Annotated in this window: 26 protein-coding genes and 1 pseudogene; 12 read left to right on the plus strand and 15 right to left on the minus strand. The window is 36.6% G+C overall.

Annotation, left to right across the window (positions count from 1 at the left end):
- The first annotated feature begins 36 nt into the window (after positions 1-36).
- The gene (locus DL897_RS10810; protein WP_113659159.1) at positions 37-2,088 is read left to right on the plus strand and encodes a molybdopterin-containing oxidoreductase family protein; all 2,052 of its coding nucleotides are present in this window, start codon (positions 37-39) and stop codon (positions 2,086-2,088) included.
- A gap of 57 nt (positions 2,089-2,145) precedes the next feature.
- Here DL897_RS10810 and DL897_RS10815 read toward each other — a convergent pair whose 3' ends face one another.
- A complete protein-coding gene (locus DL897_RS10815; protein WP_113659160.1) occupies positions 2,146-2,667 on the minus strand; it encodes a DinB family protein in 522 nt (173 codons plus the stop codon).
- A 196-nt stretch (positions 2,668-2,863) separates the two neighbouring features.
- On the opposite strand from DL897_RS10815, the gene DL897_RS10820 reads away from it, so the two are divergent.
- Entirely contained in the window at positions 2,864-3,625 is a 762-nt protein-coding gene (locus tag DL897_RS10820) for a MerR family transcriptional regulator (RefSeq protein WP_113659161.1), read from the plus strand.
- Between the two features lie 107 nt (positions 3,626-3,732).
- Here DL897_RS10820 and DL897_RS10825 read toward each other — a convergent pair whose 3' ends face one another.
- Positions 3,733-4,656, minus strand: a complete 924-nt coding sequence (locus tag DL897_RS10825) for an NADP-dependent oxidoreductase (protein ID WP_113659162.1) — start codon at positions 4,654-4,656, stop codon at positions 3,733-3,735.
- Between the two features lie 146 nt (positions 4,657-4,802).
- On the opposite strand from DL897_RS10825, the gene DL897_RS10830 reads away from it, so the two are divergent.
- The 4 genes and pseudogenes from DL897_RS10830 (at position 4,803) to DL897_RS18885 (ending at position 6,051) form a co-directional block, all read left to right on the plus strand.
- Complete coding sequence (locus DL897_RS10830) at positions 4,803-5,132, plus strand: winged helix-turn-helix transcriptional regulator (protein ID WP_113659163.1); 330 nt, start codon at positions 4,803-4,805, stop codon at positions 5,130-5,132.
- A gap of 133 nt (positions 5,133-5,265) precedes the next feature.
- The gene (locus DL897_RS18665) at positions 5,266-5,508 is read left to right on the plus strand and encodes a response regulator (protein ID WP_240627381.1); all 243 of its coding nucleotides are present in this window, start codon (positions 5,266-5,268) and stop codon (positions 5,506-5,508) included.
- A gap of 18 nt (positions 5,509-5,526) precedes the next feature.
- Positions 5,527-5,736, plus strand: a pseudogene (locus DL897_RS18670) (response regulator); the annotation flags it as partial.
- A gap of 57 nt (positions 5,737-5,793) precedes the next feature.
- Positions 5,794-6,051: a response regulator transcription factor gene (locus DL897_RS18885; RefSeq protein ID WP_276308584.1), complete on the plus strand. Its 258-nt coding sequence runs from the start codon at positions 5,794-5,796 to the stop codon at positions 6,049-6,051.
- Positions 6,052-6,138: 87 nt separating this feature from the next.
- Here DL897_RS18885 and DL897_RS10840 read toward each other — a convergent pair whose 3' ends face one another.
- Positions 6,139-6,639, minus strand: coding sequence for a MarR family winged helix-turn-helix transcriptional regulator (locus DL897_RS10840; RefSeq protein WP_113659164.1), 501 nt, complete (start codon positions 6,637-6,639; stop codon positions 6,139-6,141).
- A 72-nt stretch (positions 6,640-6,711) separates the two neighbouring features.
- The gene (locus tag DL897_RS10845; protein ID WP_113659165.1) at positions 6,712-7,305 is read right to left on the minus strand and encodes a TetR/AcrR family transcriptional regulator; all 594 of its coding nucleotides are present in this window, start codon (positions 7,303-7,305) and stop codon (positions 6,712-6,714) included.
- A gap of 433 nt (positions 7,306-7,738) precedes the next feature.
- Between DL897_RS10845 and DL897_RS10850 the strand changes: the two genes are divergently transcribed.
- Together DL897_RS10850 and DL897_RS10855 are read left to right on the plus strand one after the other, a co-directional pair.
- Positions 7,739-8,287, plus strand: coding sequence for a GNAT family N-acetyltransferase (locus tag DL897_RS10850; RefSeq protein ID WP_113659166.1), 549 nt, complete (start codon positions 7,739-7,741; stop codon positions 8,285-8,287).
- 254 nt (positions 8,288-8,541) lie between these two features.
- Positions 8,542-8,958: a GNAT family N-acetyltransferase gene (locus tag DL897_RS10855; RefSeq protein WP_113659167.1), complete on the plus strand. Its 417-nt coding sequence runs from the start codon at positions 8,542-8,544 to the stop codon at positions 8,956-8,958.
- A 152-nt stretch (positions 8,959-9,110) separates the two neighbouring features.
- Here DL897_RS10855 and DL897_RS10860 read toward each other — a convergent pair whose 3' ends face one another.
- From DL897_RS10860 to uvrA, 8 genes are all read right to left on the minus strand, one after another.
- Positions 9,111-9,578, minus strand: a complete 468-nt coding sequence (locus DL897_RS10860; protein WP_113659168.1) for an SRPBCC family protein — start codon at positions 9,576-9,578, stop codon at positions 9,111-9,113.
- Positions 9,579-9,712: 134 nt separating this feature from the next.
- Positions 9,713-10,108, minus strand: a complete 396-nt coding sequence (locus DL897_RS10865; RefSeq protein WP_113659169.1) for a VOC family protein — start codon at positions 10,106-10,108, stop codon at positions 9,713-9,715.
- A gap of 369 nt (positions 10,109-10,477) precedes the next feature.
- Positions 10,478-11,227 (minus strand): alpha/beta hydrolase, encoded by a 750-nt coding sequence (locus DL897_RS10870; protein WP_113659170.1) that lies wholly within the window; start codon positions 11,225-11,227, stop codon positions 10,478-10,480.
- Positions 11,228-11,296: 69 nt separating this feature from the next.
- Entirely contained in the window at positions 11,297-12,028 is a 732-nt protein-coding gene (locus DL897_RS10875) for an ABC transporter ATP-binding protein (protein ID WP_113659171.1), read from the minus strand.
- Positions 12,028-13,131: an ABC transporter permease gene (locus DL897_RS10880; RefSeq protein WP_113659172.1), complete on the minus strand. Its 1,104-nt coding sequence runs from the start codon at positions 13,129-13,131 to the stop codon at positions 12,028-12,030. The genes DL897_RS10875 and DL897_RS10880 overlap by 1 nt, the downstream gene beginning before the upstream one ends.
- A gap of 74 nt (positions 13,132-13,205) precedes the next feature.
- Entirely contained in the window at positions 13,206-14,588 is a 1,383-nt protein-coding gene (locus DL897_RS10885) for a sensor histidine kinase (RefSeq protein WP_113659173.1), read from the minus strand.
- Positions 14,585-15,262, minus strand: a complete 678-nt coding sequence (locus tag DL897_RS10890) for a response regulator transcription factor (protein WP_113659174.1) — start codon at positions 15,260-15,262, stop codon at positions 14,585-14,587. Before DL897_RS10890 ends, DL897_RS10885 begins: the two co-directional genes overlap by 4 nt.
- A 289-nt stretch (positions 15,263-15,551) precedes the next feature.
- Complete coding sequence (gene uvrA, locus DL897_RS10895; protein ID WP_113659175.1) at positions 15,552-18,056, minus strand: excinuclease ABC subunit UvrA; 2,505 nt, start codon at positions 18,054-18,056, stop codon at positions 15,552-15,554.
- A 172-nt stretch (positions 18,057-18,228) separates the two neighbouring features.
- Here uvrA and DL897_RS10900 point away from each other — a divergent pair, with 172 nt between their 5' ends.
- Positions 18,229-18,942 (plus strand): MerR family transcriptional regulator, encoded by a 714-nt coding sequence (locus DL897_RS10900; RefSeq protein ID WP_113659176.1) that lies wholly within the window; start codon positions 18,229-18,231, stop codon positions 18,940-18,942.
- A gap of 195 nt (positions 18,943-19,137) precedes the next feature.
- On the opposite strand, the gene erm is transcribed toward DL897_RS10900, so the two are convergent.
- From erm to DL897_RS10920, 3 genes are all read right to left on the minus strand, one after another.
- A complete protein-coding gene (gene erm / locus DL897_RS10905; protein WP_113659177.1) occupies positions 19,138-19,986 on the minus strand; it encodes a 23S ribosomal RNA methyltransferase Erm in 849 nt (282 codons plus the stop codon).
- A 293-nt stretch (positions 19,987-20,279) separates the two neighbouring features.
- Positions 20,280-20,324 (minus strand): erythromycin resistance leader peptide, encoded by a 45-nt coding sequence (locus DL897_RS19065; RefSeq protein WP_420824134.1) that lies wholly within the window; start codon positions 20,322-20,324, stop codon positions 20,280-20,282.
- A gap of 192 nt (positions 20,325-20,516) precedes the next feature.
- On the minus strand, positions 20,517-21,389 hold the full coding sequence (locus DL897_RS10920) for an aminoglycoside 6-adenylyltransferase (RefSeq protein WP_113659178.1): 873 nt from the start codon (positions 21,387-21,389) through the stop codon (positions 20,517-20,519).
- Positions 21,390-21,708: 319 nt separating this feature from the next.
- Here DL897_RS10920 and DL897_RS10925 point away from each other — a divergent pair, with 319 nt between their 5' ends.
- The 3 genes from DL897_RS10925 to DL897_RS10935 all read left to right on the plus strand — a co-directional run bounded on the left by DL897_RS10925 (position 21,709) and on the right by DL897_RS10935 (position 25,406).
- Complete coding sequence (locus tag DL897_RS10925; RefSeq protein ID WP_113659179.1) at positions 21,709-22,377, plus strand: GntR family transcriptional regulator; 669 nt, start codon at positions 21,709-21,711, stop codon at positions 22,375-22,377.
- Positions 22,378-22,407: 30 nt separating this feature from the next.
- Positions 22,408-23,355, plus strand: coding sequence for a DMT family transporter (locus tag DL897_RS10930; protein WP_113659180.1), 948 nt, complete (start codon positions 22,408-22,410; stop codon positions 23,353-23,355).
- A gap of 530 nt (positions 23,356-23,885) precedes the next feature.
- Positions 23,886-25,406, plus strand: a complete 1,521-nt coding sequence (locus tag DL897_RS10935; protein WP_113659181.1) for a class I adenylate-forming enzyme family protein — start codon at positions 23,886-23,888, stop codon at positions 25,404-25,406.
- The last annotated feature ends 43 nt before the right edge of the window (positions 25,407-25,449 follow it).

The raw sequence follows: 25,449 nt of genomic DNA on the forward strand, positions 1-25,449 counted from the left end.
CTAGATTTGTATAATGTTTCTATTAGGAGTGATTATATGAAATCTTCATCAAATAGATTTCGTTCTGTTTGTCCTCTTGATTGTCCAGATACATGTAGCTTATCTGTTGAAGTACAAGATCATCGAGTTATTTCTGTTACTGGAAACTCAGAACATCCGATTACTAAAGGTGTAATATGTCATAAAGTACGCAAGTTTCCCACTCGTGTCCATCATCCCGAGCGAATTCTGTATCCACTGAAACGAACTGGAAAAAAGGGTGACTTTGCTTTTCAGCGTATTTCTTGGGAAGAAGCTTATGAAGAAATAATCACTAAGTTCCAAGAGATTATTCAAATTCATGGAGCAGAAGCTATTCTTCCCTATAGCTTTTATGGAAATATGGGCATTTTGAATAGCGAAGGAATGGACCGGAGATTTTTTCATCGTTTGGGAGCTAGTCATTTAGAACGAGCCATTTGTAATAGTGCGGGTAAACAAGGGGTTCAGTATACCATGGGGATGTCTGCTGGTATTGATCCTGAAGATTCGATCCATGCAAAGCTGTTTATTATCTGGGGTAGTAATCTGATTAGCACAAACATGCATCAAGCTGTTTATATCAATGAAGCTAAAAAAAGAGGAGCAAAAGTGATCGTCATTGATGTTCACCGAAATAGAACAGCTAGATTAGCTGATCAATTTATCCAATTACGCCCAGGAACGGATACAGCCTTAGCTTTAGGATTAATACATATACTTATCCATGAAAATTATATTAATCAAGATTTTATCAATAAGTATACACATGGCTATCCCGAACTAGAAAAAGCAGCACAACCATATACACCTGAATATGTCTCGGCGATTACAGGAGTTTCTAAAGAAGATATTATTCAATTAGCTAGAATGTACGGTAAAATCTCCCCTTCCCTCATTCGTGTCGGAAATGGTCTACAACATCACGATAATGGCGGAATGATGATCCGTACGATTTTCTGTTTACCTGCTTTAACAGGACAATGGGGACAAAAAGGCGGTGGTGCCCTAAAAGAAAATAGCGGATTTTTTGATTTTAACCGTGACTTGATCCAACGCCCTGATCTTCATCCCAATCCTAAAGCTCGTTCGATCAATATGAATCAGCTTGGAGATGCCCTTTTATTTTCTCAACCTCCAGTCTATGCTCTTTTTGTCTACAATAGCAATCCTGCTCAAGTCGCACCAGATCAGACTGCTGTTCGTAAAGGACTCATGCGTGAAGATTTATTTACAATCGTACATGATTTATTTTTAACGGATACTTGCCGCTATGCCGACTTGGTTTTACCAGCTACTAGCCATTTTGAAAACCTTGATCTCTATCGTTCCTATTGGCATTTATATCTTCAACTTCATGAGCCTGTCATCCAACCGATTGGCGAATGTAAATCGAACTTTACTCTCTTTAAGGAACTAGCACATCGAATGGGATTTACTGAAGAAGCTTTTCAAGTTACAGAAGCTGAAATGATTCAAGAGATCTTAGAGGGTTCAGATAGTCCTTATCTCAAGGAAATTACCTATGATAAATTAAAGGAACAAGGATTTATCAAACTAGCTGTTCCTAAAGAGCTTACTTTTCCAGCAACCATCCCAACTCCATCTGGAAAAATCGAATTTTATTCAGAACAAATGAGACAAGTTGCTCTTCCACCTGTGCCTACTTATATACCGATCCAAGATGATCCCAACTATCCACTCATCTTTGTTTCAGGTCCAAATCATCAATACCTTAACTCTACATTTGCGAATATCCCCTCACTGCAACATTTAGAGGGTAAACCGATTTTACATATTCACCCAGAGGATGCACAAGAGCGTTTGATTCAAACGGGGGATAAGATCGAGGTATATAATAAACGGGGGTATTGTAAATTGTATGCCAATGTTACTACGGATGTTTTACCTAAAACAGTTGTTAGTCAGGGGCTTTGGTGGGATGACCAAGAGAAACATCTTGAGTCGGTCAACCATCTTACTTCCCAAAAACTAGCCGATATGGGTGGTGGAGCTACCTTTTTTTCTACAAATGTCGAAGTTCGTGTAGATACACGGGCAAATCGTTAGAGAATGAATAAGTCACTGTTTTTCTAATCGGCCCATAGAAAAACAGTGACTTTATTTCTAATAGAAAATCTGTTGATCCAACCTTTCTTTTTGCCGTAAATGATGCTTAACATGCATAGGTATCAATTGAAACCATTCCTCTGCAGTTAAATGCCCAAACACTAGATGTTTTCGGGTACGATCTTTAGGAATACTCGAGATAGTCGGTTCTAGCTCTTTCATTTTCTCTATTACAAGAAATAGTTGCTGTTTTATTGCATTCTTATCCGTAGGATTATCAGGGACAAATCGCGAATCATTAGGCAATTTAACGCGAATATTCGGAAACTCACCTTTTGCAAAAACTTCTTTGCCTACATCGGTTTTTTCTCCCCAATCAGCCTTTTCCCCACGAGCACAATGTTCAATTTGCAGAAAAAAATATCGCGTACTATCGATTAAATGCTGGTAGACTTGAGCAATCGACCATTCTATTGGTGTTGGCTTCCAAGTTAGCTGTTCTGTAGAATATTTTTCTAGCTCATTTGCATAATATCCCGTGAGACTTGAAAATGTCTCTAGTACTTCTTGGGTGTTCATTTGCTTATCCCCTTTCTATCATTTATATTCCCTTTATACAAATTTCCTAGCTTTTAACATTCTTAGGTAGATACCTTAAAATCATATAACCAGCCTGCATCTTTCTATTTTAGATTTCCCGAAATGTCAAAAGAGATATAAAAAACAAAATGCCTTGACTCTAACCTTTGAGGAGCCTTTAAGCTAAAAAAGAAAGGTGGTGAAACAAGTACTCTACACGGTCAAAGAGATTTCATTATTAGCGAATGTAACCATAAAGACTTTGCATCACTATCATAAAATCGGTCTTTTACTACCATGTAAGATTAGTGAAGCTGGCTACCGTTTGTATGGAATAAAAGAACTTGAACGTTTGCAACAAATTCTTTTTTATCGGGAACTTGATTTTCCTTTAGAGAAAATCAAGCAACTTCTTAAAAATGAACCTGAGAGATTATCGATTTTGATGAACCAAAAAGAGTTACTTCTTGCCCGGAAAAAAAGATTGGAGCACGTAATTCACACTCTGGAAAAATCAATAGATTGTACAATGAAAGGAGAAATTATGGATAAAACAGAAATGTTCAAAGGATTTAAGTGTGAAGCAGAATGGCAGGAAGCACTAGTAGAGCAAAATCAATATTTGCAAGAGACTTATGACTATAATTTGTTGGATAAAAACACGATTGATGTTGAAAAGATGAATGAAACAGCTATCGAAGCAAAGCATTTTACAGATGGGATGGCTAGTGCTCTTAAAGCTGGACTAAAATTTGATCACCAGATCGTACGAAAACTAATTAGTAAGCATATTGATTTCTTAAATAATCATGGACATACAATAAGCCCTAAGGATTTTATGGAACAAGCACGTTTCTTTTTGGATGATGACTTTCACCGCAATATGTTAGAATCACAACAGATTGGTCTTGCTTACTATCTTTTTACTGCTGCGGAATCATTTGCAGCAAACCAATAGGAATAATCGAGTAGGAGTAGGTGAATAACTCCCTCCTACTCGATTATTGGTAATGCATATTTTGCGATGATCTACTCAAGAAATCACATCGGTCCTAATTATGTGACTCATTTTACTTTTAAAACAATTTTACCTGTAGCTTGACCAGATTCAATTAATTCATGGGCTATAACAGCTTGTTTTAAAGGTAATGTTTTAGTGATATGTGCGGGTTTGATTTTCCCTTCTTCAATCAATGCAGCAATCCTTTCTAGATCTTTACCACTCAAATCCTGCCAAACTAATTTACCTTGTACTCTTTTCTGTTTAGAGATTACTGGGTCTGGCATAGAAATAGTAGATACTAAAACGCCATTCTCTTTTAAAACTTCAAAACTTTTCAATTGAATGTCACCGCCAATGACGTCAAGTACAATATCAACATCAGCTACAATTTTAGAAAAATCCTCTTTCAGAAAGTCTACTACTTCGTTTGCCCCAAGGGATTTTACGTATTCGATCTGTTTACCTGTAACAGTGGTAACCGTAAAGCAATTAAATATTTTAGCAATCTGAATAGCATATCCTCCAATTCCACCAGCACCACCATGAATCAAAACTCTATCTCCTTGTTTTATACCTGCTACATTAACTAATGCATCCCAAGCAGTAAGTGCTGCCATCGGAATAATCGAAGCTTCTTCAAACGTAATGTTTTTTGGCTTTAGAGCGACTTCACTTTCATTAACGGCAACATACTCGGCATATGAACCATTCCGATGGTTTTCGGTATTGCTAAAAACCTCATCACCGATTTTAAAACCTGTTACATCTTTCCCAACCTCTGCAATTACACCCGAAACGTCCCAACCGAGAATTAAAGGAAACTCATGAATCTTCATATAACCTTCTCGGAATTTCCAATCTGCAGGATTCACTCCAGCTGCATGTACCTCAATCAAGACATCTCTATCACCAATAGTCGGCATAGGAATGTCTGTATATTTCATTTGATCACGTCCGCCATATTGGTTAATAATGACTGCCTTCATCGTATGTCCTCCTTGGTTGTTCTTAATCTTTTTTATCAGAGGGTTCACTTGTTATACTAAAGAGTTTACTTTAAACTGTGAAGTACAGATATTTTTATACTTTGTTTCATAAAATAAACTTACTATCATTTTGTAAGGGTGATTAAATGGTTGAAACTCCAACTACAAGATGCTTATCGTTTATTGGAACAGCCACCAATATTATTAGTGGAAAATGGTCATTTCTCGTTTTAAGTCAACTTTATACTGGATCTAAACGATTCAATCAGCTACAAAGAGCTCTAAATAACATTAGTTCAAAGGCACTCACAAACTCATTGCGTCAATTGGAGTCTGCTGGAATGGTACAGCGTCAGGTTTATCCAACGGTTCCCGTAACTGTGGTGTATTCATTAACGGATAAGGGTATTGATTTCCAATATGTATTAAGGGAAATGAATAATTGGGGAGAAAGATGGTTGAGTGAAGAAGAGTGAGTCGAAACATCATTTATTTAAAGTGCAAAGTTTACCTATCCATTGACACTCCCACGGCTGAAGCCGATGGGATTCTTGGGTAGTTAGCGTTCGCAGTCCGTTTCCGTTTTGAACAACTCCCAAGTTCAGGGGTGTGTCATCACCCCGTCCCATGCAGTTAGAAATGTACCCACATAGGCGGAACGCCTATCACCAGCGTTCTAGTTCCTTTTCACTCACTCTCATGATTTTACCTAGTGGGAGAGAATTGGATACTATTTCAATTATGCTAGTCGATGATCAGGAGTTAATTCGTGAAAGTTTATCCATTGTCTTAGGTATGGATAAAGAACTGTATATTCTTCATTTAGCAGAAAACGGAGAAATTGCTATCTAGTGTTGTGAAAAAGAAACACCAGATATTATTTTAATGGATATCCATATGCCGAAAATGAACGGAGTTGAAGCAACAGCCAAGATTAAAGAGAAATGGCCTCAAATTTCTGTCATTATGCTAACCACCTTTCAAGAAGTACATTATGTTGTAGATGCTTTAGAGGCTGGTGCAGAAGGATATTTGTTAAAAGCAATTCATCCCAAAGAGCTGATTGCGGGAATTAAGTAGGTTTACCAAGGAGGCAATCTTATTCCAGCAGATATAGCGAATCTACTTATCTCCGAAATAAAAAGCTCTTCTGCTAGCAAAAATTTATCTAACTCCACTAAAAACACTCAAAATCAAAACAAATATGGTTTAAGCAAAAGAGAAGTTGAAGTACTACAAGCGATTGCGCATGGCTTAAGTAATCGAGAAATTGCAGAAAAGCTTTTCTTAACAGAAGGACCTGTAAAAAACTATGTATCGAATATCTATTCGAAATTGGATGTGAAAGATCGGTTTCAAGCTAGATTAAAAGCCCAAAAAGAAGGATTAACATAATCTTTACCTCTACTAAATAACTTTGATATGACAAGAGAAGGGATTGAATTGATCTCCCTTCTCTTGTCAGTAGAGCTCTCCCTCCTATTAAGGAGTTGAAAGCTTGCTTCCTTTATCTAAATTATTGATCATCCTTGTTAATACTTTAATTACTATTTGATACTCTTCTTTCGTAACACCATAAAATACTCTTTGATCAAATTCATATAGAATTGCATCAAGACTGGGAAACTCCTTTTTACCTTTTGAGGTAAGTTCAAGCTTGGTTATCTGTTGGCCAGAAGATTCATTACGTATCATCCATCCTCTTTCTACCAAAGAATGAATAACCTCATCCAATTTCTTCTTATCAACATAATCTTGTACTAATTCATGTAAGCTTTCTTTTGTCTTCGTGCCTTCATGATAAGTGTTGTTTAATGCTTGCCAGTGGAAACGGGTTAACTCTTTATCTTTGAATAGCTCATTGACATGAGACGTAATCAATTTATCCAAACGTTTTAAATACCAACCAAATGGCTTTTCCGAATAATGCGAGAAATGTTTTCTCCTCTTTACTTTTTTATAAGATTCTTGATTTATATCCATTGGGAATCCTCCCTATTTATTACTACTCTTATGATGATAGTTGGTGCTAACTATCATCATAAGAGTAAAAAACTAGGGGGTTAATGCCCTAGCAAATAGCTGTACACTTGTTCTTATAAATTCTTCCATTGATATACTTGTAAGTGGTACATCGCTAACCAAATTACTTATAAATGCACCATAGTTCATCCACATAAAGGACATCGCTTGAGCTTCTGTATTGGTTGAGATCATCTTGCCTCTCTCTTGCATAGTGGTGAAATATTTTACCAATAACTCTTTGAGCTGCCGGGGATGCTTATTCATTTTTTCATAGGAATTGGATAAATGATTCCCTTCCTTTAAGGCGATCAGAAACATCTTCCGATTCCGATTCATAATTGCATGATATGATTTACTAATAAGAAGCAAATCTTCCTCTAGATCCCATACTAGATTTTGACTAAACAGTTTTTTCATCTCTACAGAATAATGAAAACGATCAACTGCTGTTTCTAAAAGGTTTTTCTTGCTACCAAAATGGCGAAATAGCGTCATCTCACTGACACCAGCCACAGCAGCAATTTCCTTTGTTGATACTCCCTTATATCCTTTTTCCGCCATTAAATCAATGGCTGCCAACATAATTTTATCACTGGTACTTAAATGAATATCGTTTATTTCCATGTATTTTATTCCTTCCTTGATGTTAGTAAATACTAACAACACCCTACATTCATTATATTTTGACCACTAATTGTTGTCAAGAATTATTTTCTAACTCTTCATTTTATTATTTAGCAGTTGTTTTTCAACATCCAAATTGGTATAATTTTGGATATAAAACAGTGAAAGGAGAGTATCCATATGAAAAAGAAGTCACTTCAGTTTCTAGCAAAGGGAATCGGATACTCAACTGCTGTTTTTTTTAATTATTCTAACCACGGGATTAGTCTGTCTAAAATGAGCATTGAAGCGACTTGATATCCTTGTTGGTTAGAAGGAATATGTGGAATAAAACACCACAGGTCGCTTCCCTGTGGTTGGATATATATCGTAAAAACACCACAGGTATGCTCTGTGGTGTTTTTTATTGTTACTAAAAAGGAGGAAAAGCGAAATGAAAATGACAGGGAATAATATTTTCGTCAAAATATTAGAAAACTCGGATGCAGAAGCTTTGGCACGTTTAGAATCAAATAATCGAGACTTTATCCAACAATATACCCCTTTACGAGATGAAAGCTTTTACACAGTTGAAGGACAACTGGAGAAGATTAGAAAAGCCAATGAAATGAAAGATCAAGACCTGAAATACTTTTTTGGTATATATTTGATTGAAACCAACGAACTAATCGGAACGATAACACTTTCAGAAGTAGTACGAGATGCTTTGCAGTATTGTTTTATCGGTTATTATTTAGATCAAAATCACAATGGCAAAGGTTACATGACAGAGGCTGTTCGTTTGGTGGTATCTTATGCATTTGATAACCTCAAGCTCCATCGAATTGAAGCAGGGGTTATGCCACACAATATAGGATCAATGAGAGTCTTAGAAAAAGCAGGATTCCATAAAGAAGGAATCGCAAAGAAAAATGTAAAAATCAACGGACGATGGGAAGACCATCAAGTGCTCGCCATTATTAATGATCAAGAGGAAAATTAGAAGCAAAATTTATCCGACCCACTTCATCTATAAATGAAGTGGGTCGGTATTCTTATTCACTTTATATCCATCAATACCATTGTCAATCGTACGAGTTATACCGATGACATTCACTCCAAGTAATTGAGTGGATCAAATCATACCATGATATGTAGGCCTGTACCTGTACAGAGCAAAAATATAAATCTTTTATCAATGATTTGTATCCATTATACTTAAAAAAATCGAAATTATAAACTTTCGGAGGGGTACAGATGGAATGGGAACATGAACATTTGCCATATAAAATGAGTGATTGCAAAGAACTATTGGACCTAGATACAGTTTATACTCTACTACAAACAACTTATTGGGCTAATGATCGTACAAAAGAAAAGATTAGAGAGAGCATTGAAAATTCGTTATGCTTTGGTGTTTATCATGAATCAGGACAAGTCGGGTTTATGCGAGTAGTTACCGACTACGCTACATTTTCATGGATTTGTGATGTGATTATTCATCAAGACCATAGAGGGCAAGGCTTGGGTAAATGGTTAATGCAAATTCTAGTAGAGTACGAAGCGATACGGCATACTCATATGTTATTGGGAACCCGTGATGCACATGGTCTTTATGAACAGTACGGTTTTCAACGAAAAGAGATGATGAGGAGAAAAGCTCGCATTGAATAAGAGACTTATGCTTAATAACGACTCATACATATGGATCGTGATTAACAAAAGAGGAAAGATACACGTTTAAATACAAATCAACCGACTACCTATACGTTAGCCAAAAGTAGCCGGTTGATTTGTTATTTATCGACTTCGAACATAATAATTGACTAATATTCCATCATCTGCTCATCGAGGCGAACAAGCACGATCGGCCACGCGTCTTCATGTTGGTCTCTTGACTTCTCGTCTGGAAACCCTGCATGTGTGAGTCGCAAGTGTGTTCCAGTGCCATTAGGAGTAAATTCAACAGTGACCACTGTTTCAGCTCCCTTGGTTCCCTCAAGTCCAGTAACCCATGTCAATTCAACAAGAGTATCACGTTCAAGTCTTAGAAAACGGCCATAATGCGGATGACGTTGTACCTCGCTATGCGTCTCAAATTGATGGATTGTCTCAAAAAAGAATACAGAGTTAACTTCCGCTTTCATCAACACCGTTCCGGATGCCGCAAACCAGCGATCAATCTGCTCAGTCCATGCTCGGTACAGCACTTCAGGAGATGCAACCATCAGACGTTCCACGGTCAGACGATATGGTCTTGATGAAAGATCAGGCAAAGTAATAGGATTTGACATTTAACCTTTATTCCCTTCATGTAAAAAATACTCGTTAGTTTTCAAATCAAAAATAGATCATCGTATTTGAGAGTTCGTTATTTTATTGTTTCTCTCCATCGTGGATTCAGATAGTGTAGCTTCTCATTAAATATTTAGTTTGGAAGATTAAGCTGCCATGAAACACCAAACTTATCGACAATCCAACCAAACTTTCTACTAAAGGAATAATCGCCTAACGGCATAAGAGTACTCCCACCCTCAGTCAAAGCTTTATAAAGTCTATTAATTTCCTCTTCTGTATCACATGTAACAAACAAGGAAAATGAAGGTGTAAACGTAAATGAATGCTCAACATTACTATCAATGCACATCATTTCTTGTCCCTTTAATGAAAAGGTAGCTTGCTTCACACTTCCCTCTTCACCTGCTTCATTTGCTCCATAACGAGTCATACTGATTATTTTTGACTCCTCAATCAGTGTAGTGTAATAATTCATAGCTTCTTCTGCATTTCCTTGAAACATTAAGAAGGGCGTAACCTTTTCCATTACGAACATCTCCTATAACAATCAATTAAGTTGATTACATGATTTTTTACAAATGTGTAATATCCACACACATGAACCCCCATAAGGGATATTGTTTCCAATGAAAAACTTATTATAGAGATATAAGAAGTTTCTTTTTATAATACGGCGATACAATTTTTCTCCTAACAAAAACAAGAGGGGTACAGTCACTCTCGCTGAGTCTCTCTTGTTTTTCCTCATTTTGTTTTAAAGTTGAGGATCTATCTTATCTCTCCATCATAATGTCAATCCTCTTAGTAAACTATATACGAAATGACTTGAGTTGCTTGTATAGCCTCAAGTCATTGATTGGAGTGAAACCGTTCATATAAATAAAATTGAACCGTTTTACAGTGAAAAATATTTTAAAAACCAATCCGTCGCCAATTTCTCCACAAGAGGTAGATGATTTGTAAAGCTATGAGTCGCCCCTTGAATTACTTCTAACCTTGACTCTTTAGATAACCATTTCATTCCTTGCTTAGTTAGTTGACATAATTCTCTTTCCTCTTCATCTGCATCCCCATGAATAATTAAGACTGGACATTTTATGCTGGAAAGTAATTTTTTTTGATCTACTAACTCAAAATCTAATAACATTTGTTGGTCGATGAGGATCTTTCTCTTTTCACTATACTCTGTAATATATCCCTTTTCTTCCAACTCTTGCAGTTGCTCTTTTGTAAAATGGTCTTCCCAATTGTATTTCATTGGACCTGTACACGCTCCTGTTAAGACCATTGCAGAGACTTGAGGAGTATAGCATTCTAGACAAACCCGGGTACCTAGGCTATGACCATGGAGGGCGATATTCACATAATCCAAAGATTTGACAAAAGAAATAGCAGACTGTAGGTCATCGATCTCTTTCGCAATGGTGATTCGATCATTATCACTTTCTCCACAACCACTAAAATCAAAGGCTAACACACTATATCCAAGCTGTTGATAAGCAGTTGCGAATCGGTCGAACCTTCCTCTAGAAGACTTATCTGATCGAAAACCGTGACACATCATGATGATCGATTGGGGAGATGAGATATATAGATTGCCTACTAATGTTAGATTCTGGGAATTTTTAAAGGCGACTCTTTTCATTTACTCTACTCCTCTGTTATTACCCAGTTGAAGTCCTTATTTTATAATTCTATATATTCCCAATATCACTTAGGATATGAAATTATTTGAATAGGAAGCCTTTAAATTAGTCTTTTGGGTACTATTCATCTCAAGTAACCTACCATCTTTAATTGTCAAAACCCGATCACATAGGTCGAGTACTCGTTCATCATGGGTCACCATAATAGCAGCTTTTCCTCTTGACTTTACCCCTTCCGCTAACATTTCTACCACATCTCTACCCCGTTTGGAATCAAGACTAGCTGTTGGTTCGTCAGCGAGAATGATTTCTGGATCATTCATCCACGCACGAGCAATGGCTACTCTTTGTCTTTCTCCTCCGGATAAATTCTCAGGATAATGATTACGACGATGGGACAATCCAAGGCGCTCCAATAGTGTATCCGCTTTATAATCGGCTACTTTACTTCGTTTCTGAGCCAATTCAGCCACTAGCAATAACTGGTCACGTACGGTTAAAAAAGGAACTAGATTAGATGATTGAAATACGAATCCGATTTTTTCTAGCCGGAGATTGGTCATTTCTTTCGATGAAAGAGTGGTGATATCCTTATTGTCAAGAAGAAGTCGTCCTTTGGAAGGAGACAATAAAACCCCAGCGATCGATAATAATGTACTTTTCCCTGAACCAGATGGTCCAACAATCGCCACAAATTCCCCCTCATTAATGTGAAAAGAAACGCGATCTAATGCCTTTACTTCTGTGTCTCCTTCCCCGTAAATTTTACTAACTTCTTCAAATATCAATTTTTCTCTCATTACTCCGCCCTCCCAATCGCTTCCACAGCATCTACTTTTGCGATGCGATATAATGATAACAATGAGCCCAAGACTGAAACGACCAACAATAAACCAGAGAACAGTATAAAGGTTTCGGTTTCTATTTTAAAAGGAACACTTGCTGGTAAGATCTGTTGGGTTCCATACGTGAATCCGATACTCAAAAGAATAGCCACAATGGTGAGTAGTATCACTTGACCAATCAGACTGCGAGCCAGATAAGAAGTTTTAGCACCAATTGCTTTCAAAACACCAAATTGATTGGTTTTTTGTAGAGTTATTACATAGAAAAAGACAGCTTGTACAAAGGAAGCAATCACAAAAAGGAACGCGATCATCATATTAAGAGAACCTTGCTCTTCTTTATATCCAGGAATATTTTGTAGTGCTTCATCTTTTGTAATGACATCCATATCTTTTACTTCATTTTTTAGATTAGCGACTTGATTGTTTTCAATTTGCAAAGCAATCGCACTATAGTAAATTTTCTTCTGCTGAGGGTTGGTATGAATCAGGGACTCCCAATCTTTTAAATTCATAAAGATAACTGGAGAATGACTAAATGTTTGTCCTTCTGTAAATCCGACTACTTTCCATTTTTGTTCTGTCTCAGGGTCTTGAATCCAATCTCCCAATTGAATCCCCTCTTGCTTTAGAGATTGATCTACAACAATTTCTTGTTTTGTGGTGTTATTAAATTGATTTCCCTCTACAACAATTGGAGCGAGAATGCCACTTGCATCTGTAGCAAAAATGGTAATGTCCATCTTATCTTTTGTTCCCATTTTCGTAACAGAAAGTATCTTTAGCCCTAATGGAGCGGATGCATGAATCGATGTTTGTTTTTGAATTTCTTTCCACTGTTCATCTGTAATCTGGGAACGATTTAATTTATTTTCTGCATCGGGTTGGATTACAAAATGGTCTGCTTTCATATTTTGCAAAGCTGAAGCATTATCTGATGAAAGGCCATTGGCCAGTCCAGAAATTATAAATACCAGCCAAGCAATGAGAATCATGATAAAACCAATTAGGAAATAGCGTAATTTAGAAAACTTTAATTCTCTGAGGGCCAGAAACATCTTCATTCACTCCTTCAATGCTGTTTTCTGACCCCATTATAGGAATGGAATATGAACAATAGATGAATAGAAATTTACATATAAGGTAGATGAATGATAAATGTAGTTCCTTTTCCTTCTGCGCTTATCACTTCAATAGATCCAAAATGCAATTCAATGATTTTTTTGGCGATCGATAATCCGAGCCCACTACCAGGATGATTCCGTTTTCGAGCTTTGTCTACTTTGTAAAATCGATCAAAAATATATGGTAGATCCTGTTTAGGGATTCCAATACCCGAGTCCTCAATTCGTACAACAACCTCCTTTTTGCTTGTGTTAACAATTTGAAGAGAAATCATCCCCCCCTTTTCTGTAAATTTGATACTATTTGTAATCAAATTAATCCATACTTGATATAACAATTTTGAATCTCCTTGAATAATGGTGCTTGGTAGATCCATATCAATCGCTAATTCTTTTTCACGCCATCCCCATTCTGTCATAAGTACCGCTTGTTTCATTTGGTCAGCTAAATCAAACGACGTTATATCAAGTTCGCCCTTATCCCTATCTAAAGACGCCAGCGTTAATAGCTGTTTACTTAATAAAGATAGTCGACTACTTTCTTCTTCAATAATCGATAAATAGTGTTGATGTTGTTCAGGAGGTAAATCATTCGCTTGCAGCGTTTTGGAGAAGCCTTGGATCGAAGCAAGAGGGGACTGAATTTCATGTGACACATTAGAGACAAACTCTTGTCTCATCTCTTCCAGACGTTCTAAGCTTCGAGCCATTTGGGTAAAGTGCTGTGCCAATTGACCAATCTCATCTCTTCGATTCACATGTAATTGGATATTGTAATCTCCATGAGCGATTTTTTGGGTGGCTCTGCTCAACACTCTTATTGGCTTAACAATGTAGTAGGCACCGATAAAAACCAATAAAACACTAAGTCCGATCATCAGTGCGACTAGAACAGCAAAAAAGATCCGCATTTCCCCAAACTGATACTCGATATCAGGGCGGATAAAAAGAGCATAGTTTTTACCATTCGCATCTATTGGGACACCAATGGTATTTCTCAATTCGTCATCAAAAAAACCAGTAACAAAAGCTTGTTTTGGAAATTGAACAATCCCATGATAAGTTTCTCCACGTAAAACTTGATTAATGGTGCTTTGGGTTAAATTGTGCTGGCTAAAAGGTTTTCCATAGTACACTTTCTGTTTATCTTCTTTAATTAAAAGCATTTGAAATCCTAAATGAGAAATGCCCTTCAAATAGTGATCAAGATTAACCGTAGGATGTGTTTCATAAAATGAAGCAATATTACTAGCCATTTGAGTAATTTTACGATCGTTATATGGTTTTAATTTTATTTGGTAATACACATTACTTAATAAAAAAGCGATAAGCCCACTGAGAAACATAATAAAAATCGTAGTAAGAGCAAATCGAAAATAGAGTGTTTTCACTTAGCTTGAACCTCCAATTTGTATCCAATCCCACGAACCGTTTTAATACTAAAATCATCGGTTCGCTTAGCAAAGCGTTCACGTAAACGTTTGATATGAACATCAACCGTTCTTATATCCCCTTCAAAATCGGGACCCCAAATTAACTGTATCAATTCCTCGCGTGTGAAGACACGGTTCGGATAGCTAGCAAGTTGGGATAATAACTCAAATTCTTTGAGTGGTAAGATAATGATATGACCATTACAACGGACTTCGTAGCTTTTTCGATCAATGATAGTTTGATTAAACTGAATGTAGTTTGCATTAATCATCTGATAACGGCGCAGTAAAGCTTTCACACGAAATATTAATTCTCTCGGTTCAAATGGCTTAACGATATAATCATCTGTTCCATGCTGGAAGCCCTTTTCTTTGTCTACTAGCTGATCTTTTGCTGTAAGTAGGATAATTGGAATATCATAATAACTCCGAATCTCCTTACATAGTTCATATCCATCTTTAAAAGGCATCATAATATCCACAATCGCTAAATGTATCTGTTCCTTTTCGAGAACATGTAGAGCATCTTCTCCATCCACTGCTTCAAAAACGACATATCCTTCTTTTTGTAAATGAAAGCGGACTAGCTCTCTAATATTTGAATCGTCGTCTGCAATTAAAATATGTAGCATATTTAAACCTCCAAATAAACACTTCTGGAATACTAGGTTAAATTTTTAATATTTATTATATCATTTATATACTGGAGGAAAATGTTACTGTAAGTTTAGGTATGAGGGTGAGTTGATATGCTGGTAGAGTCAAATAAATTAGGAGGCTTTGCTATATGATATTAGCAAGCCTTCTTATCATTTTTAACAGATTTAATATCGAAAGCTTAATCTTAAAGGTTGTTGCATAAAACAGTCACTCATCGCTTTTGGTCGAATTATTAGGAATGATCTCTTATTATATAGTCTTTTATCTTAAATATTTCTCTTTTAGGAATTGACCTGTAAAAGACTCTTTAACCTGAGCTACTTCCTCAGGTGTTCCTTCGGCTACGATAGCCCCTCCTATTTCTCCTCCTTCAGGTCCGATATCGATAACCCAGTCGGAATGCCAAATCAGATCTAAATTATGTTCTACAAGAGTAATGGTATTTCCAGCATCAACTAGTTTATTCAACAGAATAAGCAACTGCTTGATATCATCTGGATGAAGTCCAGTTGATGGTTCATCTAGCAAATATAATATATGATTTTTCGTTTTTTTGATTAACTCCTTAGCTAGTTTGATCCGTTGTCCTTCCCCACCCGAGAGTGTTCGAAGAGATTGCCCCCATTTTAAGTAGCCAAGTCCCACTTCACATAGTAACTTTGTCATTTCAGTTATTTTTGGTTGATCATCGAGAATGGACAAGCTTTCTTGAACAGTCATATCGAGAAGGTCTGAAATGGTATAACCTTTATAAGTAACACATAAAATCTCCTTTTTAAAACGCTTACCACGGCAAGCTGGGCAACATACTTCTATCTCTGGGAGAAAATGCATGTGAACGGGTACAACACCAAGTCCTTGACAAGTTTCACATCTACCACCTGGTGTATTAAAAGAGAAATGCTTTGCTGTAAGTTGATGATGTTTTGCTTCTGGTAAACTAGCAAACACCTTTCTTAAATGTGTATAGACTTCGGTATATGTAGCAATGTTGGAACGCTGCATACGCGACAGGGGTGACTGGTCAACAGTAATCATCTTTTCAATCTCTTCCCAACCAGTAATGTTCTTGCACCCCATGGATTGCCCTTTTTTCTCGTTACTCGCGGCCAATACGTCAAACAAAAGTGTAGATTTTCCTGAACCCGAAACACCAGTAACGGATATAAGACAACCTAGAGGAATGGAAACCGTGATATTTTTCAAATTTCGCAAATGTGCATCATTGACTGTCAGAAAATTGCCGTTTCCCATTCTCCTTTTGTGTACCTGTTTATGAGAGTTTTTCTCTTTCAAATATGAGCCAGTAACAGAATCAGGAATACTCATCAAATCCTCTAATTGCCCCTGACCAACCACTTGTCCTCCAAAACTGCCTGCACCAGGTCCCATGTCAATAATATGATCAGCCTGCCTCATCACCTCTTCATTATGCTCAATAACCAGAACGGTATTTCCTAAATCACGTAATTGTTTTAATACCTGAATTAACCCCCTTATATCCCTTGGATGTAGTCCTGCCGTCGGCTCATCTAAAATATAAAGTACACCTGTTAATCCTGAGCCTAGTATCGACGCTAACCTTAACCTCTGCGCCTCTCCTCCAGACAGTGTGACTACTTGCCTGTGAAGTGACATATATCCCAATCCTACATCCATGATGCGTTTTATTCGTACTTGCATATCATGCAGGACAGACTCTAACATTATCCTGCTCTTTGATGATAATTTGTCCTGAAGCTTATTCAACCAAGCCAATAAATCATTGAATGACCATGAGGACACTTCAGCAATAGAAGCTCCGCTAATTGAAACTAGACGGCTCTCCTTCTTTAACTTCGCTCCTTGACAGTCAGAACACAACTGCTCATGAAATAACTCTGACCAGTTAGATTCACCTCCCTTCTCCCTGTATCTTCTCCATATCCCTGTGATCACACCTTCGAATTTTCCCTGTCCTACTGTTTTAGGTTGTTTTATATTTGGAAAATGCCTAGTAAACTCTTCACTCTCTACTCCATAAAAAAGTAAATCTCGTTGAATAGCATTGTAATCCTTGATAGGTAAATCTACATCAAAATGAAATCCATAATGCTTGGCGGCTGCTTTTAGAATACTTACATTGTATTTGATTAAAGAATTATACCAAATCAACACACCTCCACCAAGTAAACCTTTTTCCTGATCAAATACTAAGCTCATGTCTAGAGTTGCAACGTGACCTAGCCCACTACAGGTTTCACAAGCTCCTTCTGGCTTATTAAATGAAAAATGAGACATCGTTAGTTTCTCAAGGGAATGACCGCAATTTAGACAATGGATCATCTTATGTGGCTCATGGATCTCATCCTCCGACAACCCGTTATGAAGAACTTCATCTTCTATGGAAGGTATGACCAATATCCCGCAAGATGGGCATGATCGTTCTCCAAGTTTGGCAAATAGAATTCGCAGTAATGTATATATATCTGTGACAGTACCGATGGTAGATCTCGGGTTACGGTTGGTAATATGTTGCCCTACACTTATGGATGGAGAAAGACCTTCAATGGAGTCAACCTTTGGTTTGCTAATTGAATCTGTAATCATGCCCATTGATTCCATGTACTGGCGCTGGCATTCCCGTTGCAACGTATCCATTGCCAAGGTAGATTTTCCGGAGCCAGAAGGCCCAGTGATGACAATAAACTTGTATTTAGGTATTTCCAGTGAAATATTTTTCAAATTATTCTCTCGTGCCCCTTGGATTTTTATCTTATCTTGCAAACTGATTCCCCCTCGTAAAATATTTATTTTTGTTAACATGACAAATCCATCTTACTACATTCGTGCAAGTGCTAAAGTTTAAGCTATTTTCCCTTGTTATTTATTAAATTTACTTGCAAAAATCCGTCATGGAACTTTAAGCTTTATTTATAATGTTAAATGGGGTGGATCCATGAAAATAAGACCCATTGATATTGCCAGAAAGCTAAGAGTCAGTACTAGTGCGCTAAGGCATTATGAAAGTTGGGGAATTGTTCCTCCAGCACCGCGTGAACCAAACGGTTATCGCATATATACTAAAGAGCATATGGCTTATTTTGAATGTATACGGGCTATGATCCCCGGATTTGGCATGGACATCACTAAGAAAGTTATGCTGAAAATAAAAGAGAAAGCGATGGACGACGCACTCTGGTTGGTAAATGAGCAGCAAGCTCGCCTTCATCAAGATAAGAGGATGGCAGAAAAAACCATTCGGGTGCTAGAAACGGAAGAGCTGGACAAGTGGGATTCGAGAAGGAAAAGAAAGTGGATGACCATTGGGGAAGTTTCTTTTGAAACGGGTGTACCAAGATCTGCTATTCGACACTGGGAAAAAGAGGGGCTAATCACACTTCCTCGAGACCAGGAAAACGGTTATCGGAAATTTAATCGTGCTCAAGTTAGACAAATTCTGATGATCCGTACTCTTCGATCAGCTGGACATCCACTTGAAGTAATAAGACATGTTATGAAAGAGTTAGATCATAACCATATTGAAAACGCTAGACGTATCGCCCGCGAATCTCTGGCCTATCTGAATCATCTCAACCGTAGTCAAATACGAGGTGTTCACTATTTATACCAGTTATGCCAAGTGGTAGGTTTATTTCAAAATGGAAAATAAGACTACTCAAATAAGTATTATTGAACTTTCGATGACACCAATAGATGTATGTTGCCGGGTTTGAAAAATGTCATCTTATAAGAATATAAATCCAAAAGGTGATTTCTAGTCGAAATTACCTTTTGGATTTTAATGAGCAACTGCTTTATTTAATTACTAAAGATGTAATTTTTTATAGACTTAAAAGCGATCTAATTACCTTTTGTTTACTCTCGGCCATTGATAGCGTGGTACGTACTGAACCATTGTTTTAAAAACAATTCCCCATTGGCTTTCATTGAGTGTTCCAATAGGCTGTTCATGATTAATTTTTAGATTTCTTCTCAAATGCTTCATTTGAGGAGGAGTAAAGATCCCTTGTAAAGCAAAATCAATCGGGGCTTGTGGTTTCTTTAGTGCATATTCAGCAAGCCCTCGAAAAGCCATGTAATCTTTATGGGGTATTACCGTTTCTTTTTTTCGAGTTATCATCACCATTGCTGAGTCCACCCTTGGAGGAGGGGAGAAATGTTCCCTAGAAATTTCTTTAACAATGCTTATATCAAACCACATTTTCCAAACTAATACATAAGAACTTTTAATTCGTTTTGAAGTAAATCGTTTGGCTGCTCCTTTTTCCATGATGATAATACCTCTTTGAAAGCTACTCGATGGATTGTTCAGAAGCATCTTCATAATGGGTGTTGTTATAGCATACGGATTATTGGAGACGACAACAAACTTTTCTTTTGGCAAATGAATGTTCATAATGTCTTGATGAATAATAGTGGTATTTACATACTGTCTTGTTTTCCATTTGAGTATCTTAACAAATTTGGCATCATATTCTACCGCTAATACCTTTCCAGCTCTTTGATTGAGTACAGTTGTCAAAGCGCCTTTTCCGGCTCCTAACTCTAAAACCGTATCTTCTATGCTTACATTTGCTTGATCCACAATTTCATTAAGCAACTTTTTATTATGCATTAAATGCTGCCCTGAAAAATTGGGAGGTTCACCACGGCTTAACTTTTTCCCACTGTACTTATGAATTTGTTTGGTCATTTTTCTCCACCTTTCGAAAGTAAAAAAAATCACAGACGATCTGCCTGTGATTCAGAGTAAAGGGAAGAAGACCTATCCTTATTCGATTAGGGTGGGTTATGCCCAAGGTAACCATCACCAAATAAACCTTCCTTTTGCCTTGTAAAAGAAGGTTTACAAATAAAAAAAGAAAGGCAGAACGATCCGCCTTTCTACATAGTACATTATTTTCACGAAAATGAAGATTATTAAAAAAGGACAGACTGATCCCATTTACTCTGCATACACAGACAGAGCCTTTTGAACGTATTTAATTACCGGTTCAAAGTTGGGAAACGAAGTCTCATATAGTGTGTCACTTTTTAATAATCCTCCTTAAAATTAAAAATACTATGCCTAGTTTAGAGTGTATTTTAAGAAAAGTCAATTCCCCTGCCTCTTTAGGAACATACTTTTTTTCACATACAATCTTTGTGCATTTCCATAATCTTTATAAAGAACGACTCCAATGCTGATTTGTTGATACTTTTTTTAAGTGCGAGCTTCATTGATCAATAAATTTTGGTAGCATCTGGTGGCAAACTTTGAACATGCTTTAAATAATTTGTTACATGCTGATCTTCTTCATGAGGATACTCATAATGGAAATGATCTGCAACATATTTTGCAGTTCTACGAAAAAGACTTCCCATAGCAAATAGCGCTTTCCATGTTCCTTCATAACTTCCATTGGCATAAGTAGAGAGAAGGTCATTCCAGTTTTGTTTCGATAGATACCTCTCCAAGTATTTTCCGTTTTTGCCAATACTGACAGAAAAATCTGTTTGAATCCCTACTTGCCATTCCAGCATTTTTATTAGCATGGGCCTAACGTATTGGTTTAGATGATCTTGGGCAAAGAGTATCTCTTTCCTCCATAGTCCTTTTGCCACATACGTAGAGACCCACCAAAATTCATTGCAGCAGTCTGCAAAATACTCGGCCGAAGGACATTTCACCCAATAATCTTGGTCAGTAGGAGCCGGAACTCTGGGAAAATCACCATCTTTATCTAATAAAACCATCATTAACTTATCTTCTTTGCAATACTCTTCTTTCTCCTCTAGCGGGATTAAAGTCAAATCTACACGATTCCCATCAGTAAATAGCATAAGATAAGAAAAACGTCTGCCTAGTTCTGGAGGAAACATGGACATAGCTTCAGGAGTCTGCATGATAATCCGCTCTCCAAAAATATCAATCCACTCCGGATGCTGGATAAAGGATTCCATGTCTGTAACATGAAAGCTGACATCATAATCTTGAAACATATCCTTAGGGACATTTGGATTGGTTCTTGAACCTTCTAGCGTTACGGCGCGAACTCTTTCATCATTTTTGGCAAACCCGAGAATTAAATCAAACATTTCTTTTTCATTTCTCATATTTGTACACAACCTCTATCCTTCATAGTCCTTGAGTGTAATAAAGTGACAACTTACCTTACGTTATCTTTTTGATAAAATATCCTTCTATGGAAGACAGATCAAAATCCAGATACCAAGTTTTCTATTGGAAGCAATAATTGCTATACGATTTAACAGATAAAGATTCAATTTTTATTCCTATAATAACTCCATAGAATTTAATGGTTCTATAAAATCACAATATTGTCAATGATATCCCGTAAATTAAATGAAAATTGATCTTTGTATATGTATGTGATATATTTCTGATAAAACTGAAAAGGGGAATCTTATACTTATGCCTATACCAATAGATTTTTTACCACCCGCACGAATATCTGCTAAGGAAAAAGCTTTTAATCAATTACAACGATGGATCATCGATGGAACTCTGATGCCAGGTGAAAAATTATACGATGCAGAAATTGCTGAGGCCTTATCTATTAGTCGTACTCCGGTCAGAGAAGCATTTCAGCTATTACAAATACAGGGATTTATCGAAACATTTCCTGGTAGAGAAACGAGAGTGACAACTATTTCCAAAAAAGATGTACTGAAAATATATCCTCCTCTTGCTTCTCTACAAGCTCTAGCTGCTGAAGAAGCTACAAAGGTAATTTCAATAGAGCAAATTGAGCAATTAAAGGAAATAAATCAAAAGTATGAGCTAAGTATAAATAACCAGCAATTCTTTAGGAGTATGGAAATCGATGAAGAATTTCATAATCTTATACTCGATATTGCCGATAATCCGTATATTTCTGATTTTTCATCTACATTACAACTACACATCCGTCGTCTCAAATACATCTTTTTAAAACAACAGTTGACATCAAAAAATGATTCGTTAAAGGAGCATGGATTAATCATTAAGTCTTTCACTGAACGTGATGGAAAAACTGCATCAATCATTATGAAGCAAAACTGGTTAAGACCGATGGAAGAGCTTTATAAAGTACTCGACTAGTAGACTTAAATTAAAAAAGGAAGTGTAAGAATGGAAACCCAGTCTGCACAAAAAAATATATCAATCTATTTTTGGTTATTGTTCGTTCCACTGTTTTGGGGAGGTGCTTTTGGGGCAGCTAAACATGTAATTACCGAAATATCACCGATAAAAGCTGCAACTCTTCGGTTTGGATTTGCTGGATTGATTTTACTCACTATTGTTCTAATTCGCTCAAACTGGAATTCAGACATGTTAAAAAGACAGTGGTTCGGACTCCTCCTTATGTCTATTACAGGGATATTTAGTTATAATGCTTTTTTCTTTATCGCTTTAAAATATACTTCGGCTATTAATGGATCTTTAATTATGGCAACCTCCCCTGTATTCATTATCTTGGGAGCTATTCTTTTTTTGCATGAGTCTTGGAGCAAACGTATCATATATGGACTCCTACTATCATTAACCGGTGTATTTCTTGTAATTACTAAGGGATCATTCCAGATATTCCTTTCTCTTTCTTTTAACAAGGGAGATTTGTTGTTTATAGCTGCATTAGTTAGTTGGGTCATTCATGGACTAATTGGAAAGGTTGTCATGCAAGGGGTTTCTCCCTTATTTACAACAACAATCACTACTTTAGTTGGCTCTATATTTCTTGCTATTTGGTCTTTTTTTGAAGATGACTGGTCAAGTATTTTATCTTTATCCAAGCAATCATGGATTGAGATGATCTATATGATTGTATTTGCAACCGTCATCGCATTTTTTCTATGGAATAAGGGGATTCATGAGATTGGCGCTAGTAAGTCAAGTATTTATATGAATTTTGTACCCATTAATGCTGCCTGGATTGCTGTTTTATTTTATGATTCGACTATTACATGGCAACAAGTTGTTGGCATGATGTTAGTTGTTATTGGTGTCTGTATATCGACCTTTAGTAAAAGATCCAAAAATATAAAATCAAAGCGTCCATTATCTCAACAATTCCCTTAAATACGGAGAGTTATGCATTCAATATAGAAAACTATATTATGAGTTGCCCTCCTAATTAGCCGCTCATCGCTTCCCCATTCACTCCCGCTAATGGTTTGGCGCAAAAACGATCCTATACTAAAACAATTCGCTCTAGTTCTAGAAATGATCTAGATTTTGTCCCGAATTATGAAATATGTTGTTATTTATATTGTAATTAAGAGGAATTTTTTTAAAGCCACTTCCATCATAAGTAGTGGCTTTTCCCTATTCTATACTAACTTTACAGTATGCTTTCATAGTCATGATTTTGGAGATAGGTAATCATTTATAAATAAATAACACAAAATAAATTATAAAAAACTGTTACAAGAGCAATAATTTATTCGATAAAGCATTTTTCTTCCCACTGGATTGTGTCTTCGTATATTGATCAAGTAAGTCAACTTCATAACCCTATTACACCTTGTCATGAAAAATAAATTTTAAAGTGGTATGTTAATTTACTCCTACTACTTTACATAGAAAATAATTAAAAAGGAGACTTCATAATGAATACACTTGGAAATCTATTACAAAACCGAGCGAACGAATCTCCTACCTTAGAAGCCTTTCGATCCAATCTTTTTTGTTATACTTTTAAAACCTATAATGAAAGAGTTAATCAACTTGCTCATTTTTTATTAGACCATCACGTTCAAAAAGGAGATCGAATTGCGATTCTCTGTAAAAATAACCATCCTTTTCCTACCATCCTAATGGCAACCTTAAAGATTGGGGCTATTGCCGTTCCACTCAGTTGGCAACTTACCTCTTATGAATTAAAGGACATACTAGAGAACTTTCAGCCTAAAATCATTTTCTATGATCGTGAATTTTCGGATTCGTTAACCTCTTATCACCCATCTTCGTATTTTACTGTGGAAGTGGGAGTAGAAGACAATACAACTGAAGAATATGACCGTATCTTTGTTCAGTATCCGTCTTCTGAACCCAATGTGAATGTAAACGAACAAGATATCGCGATGATTCTTTTTACCTCGGGTACAACCGGAAATGTAAAGGGGTGTATTTTTAAACACGGTCCCCTCTTCTCCTACATATCAAAAACAAAAACTCAAACAACTCAGTCAAATGGGAAGCGTTTTTTGGCTAGCCATCCGTTTTATCATATGAGCTCTATTACAACGATTTTAATAACGATATACAATGGAATTACCTTAATTCCTCTAACAAACCCGACACCAGCTAAGATTTGGGATGCGATTGAAGAACATCAAGTGACCATGATGCTAGCGTTTCCTTCTACATACATCTACATGTTAGAAGAATGGAAAGCTCGAGAAAAACAAGGCAAGAACACCTCTCTCCTTCAAATAGCATTTTCAGGAGGAACGAAAGTTCCTGCAAATTTAATTTTAGAATATAAAAAGATGGGTATCCCTATGTTACAAGGATATGGAAGTACAGAGTCCTGGGTAGTAACCAGATGGCACCCAGGCATGGGATATGATAAGGTTGAATCTGTAGGGAAACCGTTTGACGATGTACAAGTAAAAATTGTCAGCCCGGATTCAGGTAAGGAAGTCGGGACTGGCGAAATTGGAGAAATACTTGTAAAAAGCCCTTATATGTTCGAAGGATATTGGAATAATCCAACAGCAACAGAAAAAATATTAAAAAACGGTTGGTTACATATGGGTGATTCTGGAAAGATAGATGAAGAAGGCTTCCTTTATGTACTAGGTCGTTATAAAGACGTGATCGTTTATGGCGGAGACAACATTTATCCAGATCAAGTGGAAGAAGTTATAGAGCAAATCGAAGGAATATTAGAGGCAGCCGTGATTGGTGTTCCAGATCCGATCTTTGGCGAAAAACCGAGAGCGTATGTTGTTAAAGATAAAACTTCCACAGTGACGGAAGAAGAAATTAAAAAGTACTGTAGAGAGAGACTTGCTAGCTATAAAGTTCCTGAGATTTGCTTGGTTGATACCCTTCCTAAAAATTATCTAGGAAAAGTATTGAAAAGGGTCTTAAAAGATGAAGCAGAGAAAGATGTTCAAAAGTAACCTTTGATATAGAGGGACTATGCGTCCTTTTTTATTTATCATC

This window comes from Thermoflavimicrobium daqui, from assembly GCF_003313465.1.
Taxonomy (GTDB): domain Bacteria; phylum Bacillota; class Bacilli; order Thermoactinomycetales; family Thermoactinomycetaceae; genus Thermoflavimicrobium; species Thermoflavimicrobium daqui.

Bases quoted from the DNA above. Each gene is read 5' to 3' on its own strand.
- DL897_RS10810 (WP_113659159.1), top strand. From the start codon at position 37: ATGAAATCTTCATCAAATAGATTTCGTTCTGTTTGTCCTCTTGATTGT.
- DL897_RS10815 (WP_113659160.1), bottom strand. From the start codon at position 2,667: ATGAACACCCAAGAAGTACTAGAGACATTTTCAAGTCTCACGGGATAT.
- DL897_RS10825 (WP_113659162.1), bottom strand. From the start codon at position 4,656: ATGAAGGCAGTCATTATTAACCAATATGGCGGACGTGATCAAATGAAA.
- DL897_RS10830 (WP_113659163.1), top strand. From the start codon at position 4,803: ATGGTTGAAACTCCAACTACAAGATGCTTATCGTTTATTGGAACAGCC.
- DL897_RS10840 (WP_113659164.1), bottom strand. From the start codon at position 6,639: ATGGATATAAATCAAGAATCTTATAAAAAAGTAAAGAGGAGAAAACAT.
- DL897_RS10845 (WP_113659165.1), bottom strand. From the start codon at position 7,305: ATGGAAATAAACGATATTCATTTAAGTACCAGTGATAAAATTATGTTG.
- DL897_RS10850 (WP_113659166.1), top strand. From the start codon at position 7,739: ATGAAAATGACAGGGAATAATATTTTCGTCAAAATATTAGAAAACTCG.
- DL897_RS10855 (WP_113659167.1), top strand. From the start codon at position 8,542: ATGGAATGGGAACATGAACATTTGCCATATAAAATGAGTGATTGCAAA.
- DL897_RS10860 (WP_113659168.1), bottom strand. From the start codon at position 9,578: ATGTCAAATCCTATTACTTTGCCTGATCTTTCATCAAGACCATATCGT.
- DL897_RS10865 (WP_113659169.1), bottom strand. From the start codon at position 10,108: ATGGAAAAGGTTACGCCCTTCTTAATGTTTCAAGGAAATGCAGAAGAA.
- DL897_RS10870 (WP_113659170.1), bottom strand. From the start codon at position 11,227: ATGAAAAGAGTCGCCTTTAAAAATTCCCAGAATCTAACATTAGTAGGC.
- DL897_RS10875 (WP_113659171.1), bottom strand. From the start codon at position 12,028: ATGAGAGAAAAATTGATATTTGAAGAAGTTAGTAAAATTTACGGGGAA.
- DL897_RS10880 (WP_113659172.1), bottom strand. From the start codon at position 13,131: ATGTTTCTGGCCCTCAGAGAATTAAAGTTTTCTAAATTACGCTATTTC.
- DL897_RS10890 (WP_113659174.1), bottom strand. From the start codon at position 15,262: ATGCTACATATTTTAATTGCAGACGACGATTCAAATATTAGAGAGCTA.
- DL897_RS10900 (WP_113659176.1), top strand. From the start codon at position 18,229: ATGAAAATAAGACCCATTGATATTGCCAGAAAGCTAAGAGTCAGTACT.
- erm (WP_113659177.1), bottom strand. From the start codon at position 19,986: ATGACCAAACAAATTCATAAGTACAGTGGGAAAAAGTTAAGCCGTGGT.
- DL897_RS10920 (WP_113659178.1), bottom strand. From the start codon at position 21,389: ATGAGAAATGAAAAAGAAATGTTTGATTTAATTCTCGGGTTTGCCAAA.
- DL897_RS10925 (WP_113659179.1), top strand. From the start codon at position 21,709: ATGCCTATACCAATAGATTTTTTACCACCCGCACGAATATCTGCTAAG.
- DL897_RS10930 (WP_113659180.1), top strand. From the start codon at position 22,408: ATGGAAACCCAGTCTGCACAAAAAAATATATCAATCTATTTTTGGTTA.
- DL897_RS10935 (WP_113659181.1), top strand. From the start codon at position 23,886: ATGAATACACTTGGAAATCTATTACAAAACCGAGCGAACGAATCTCCT.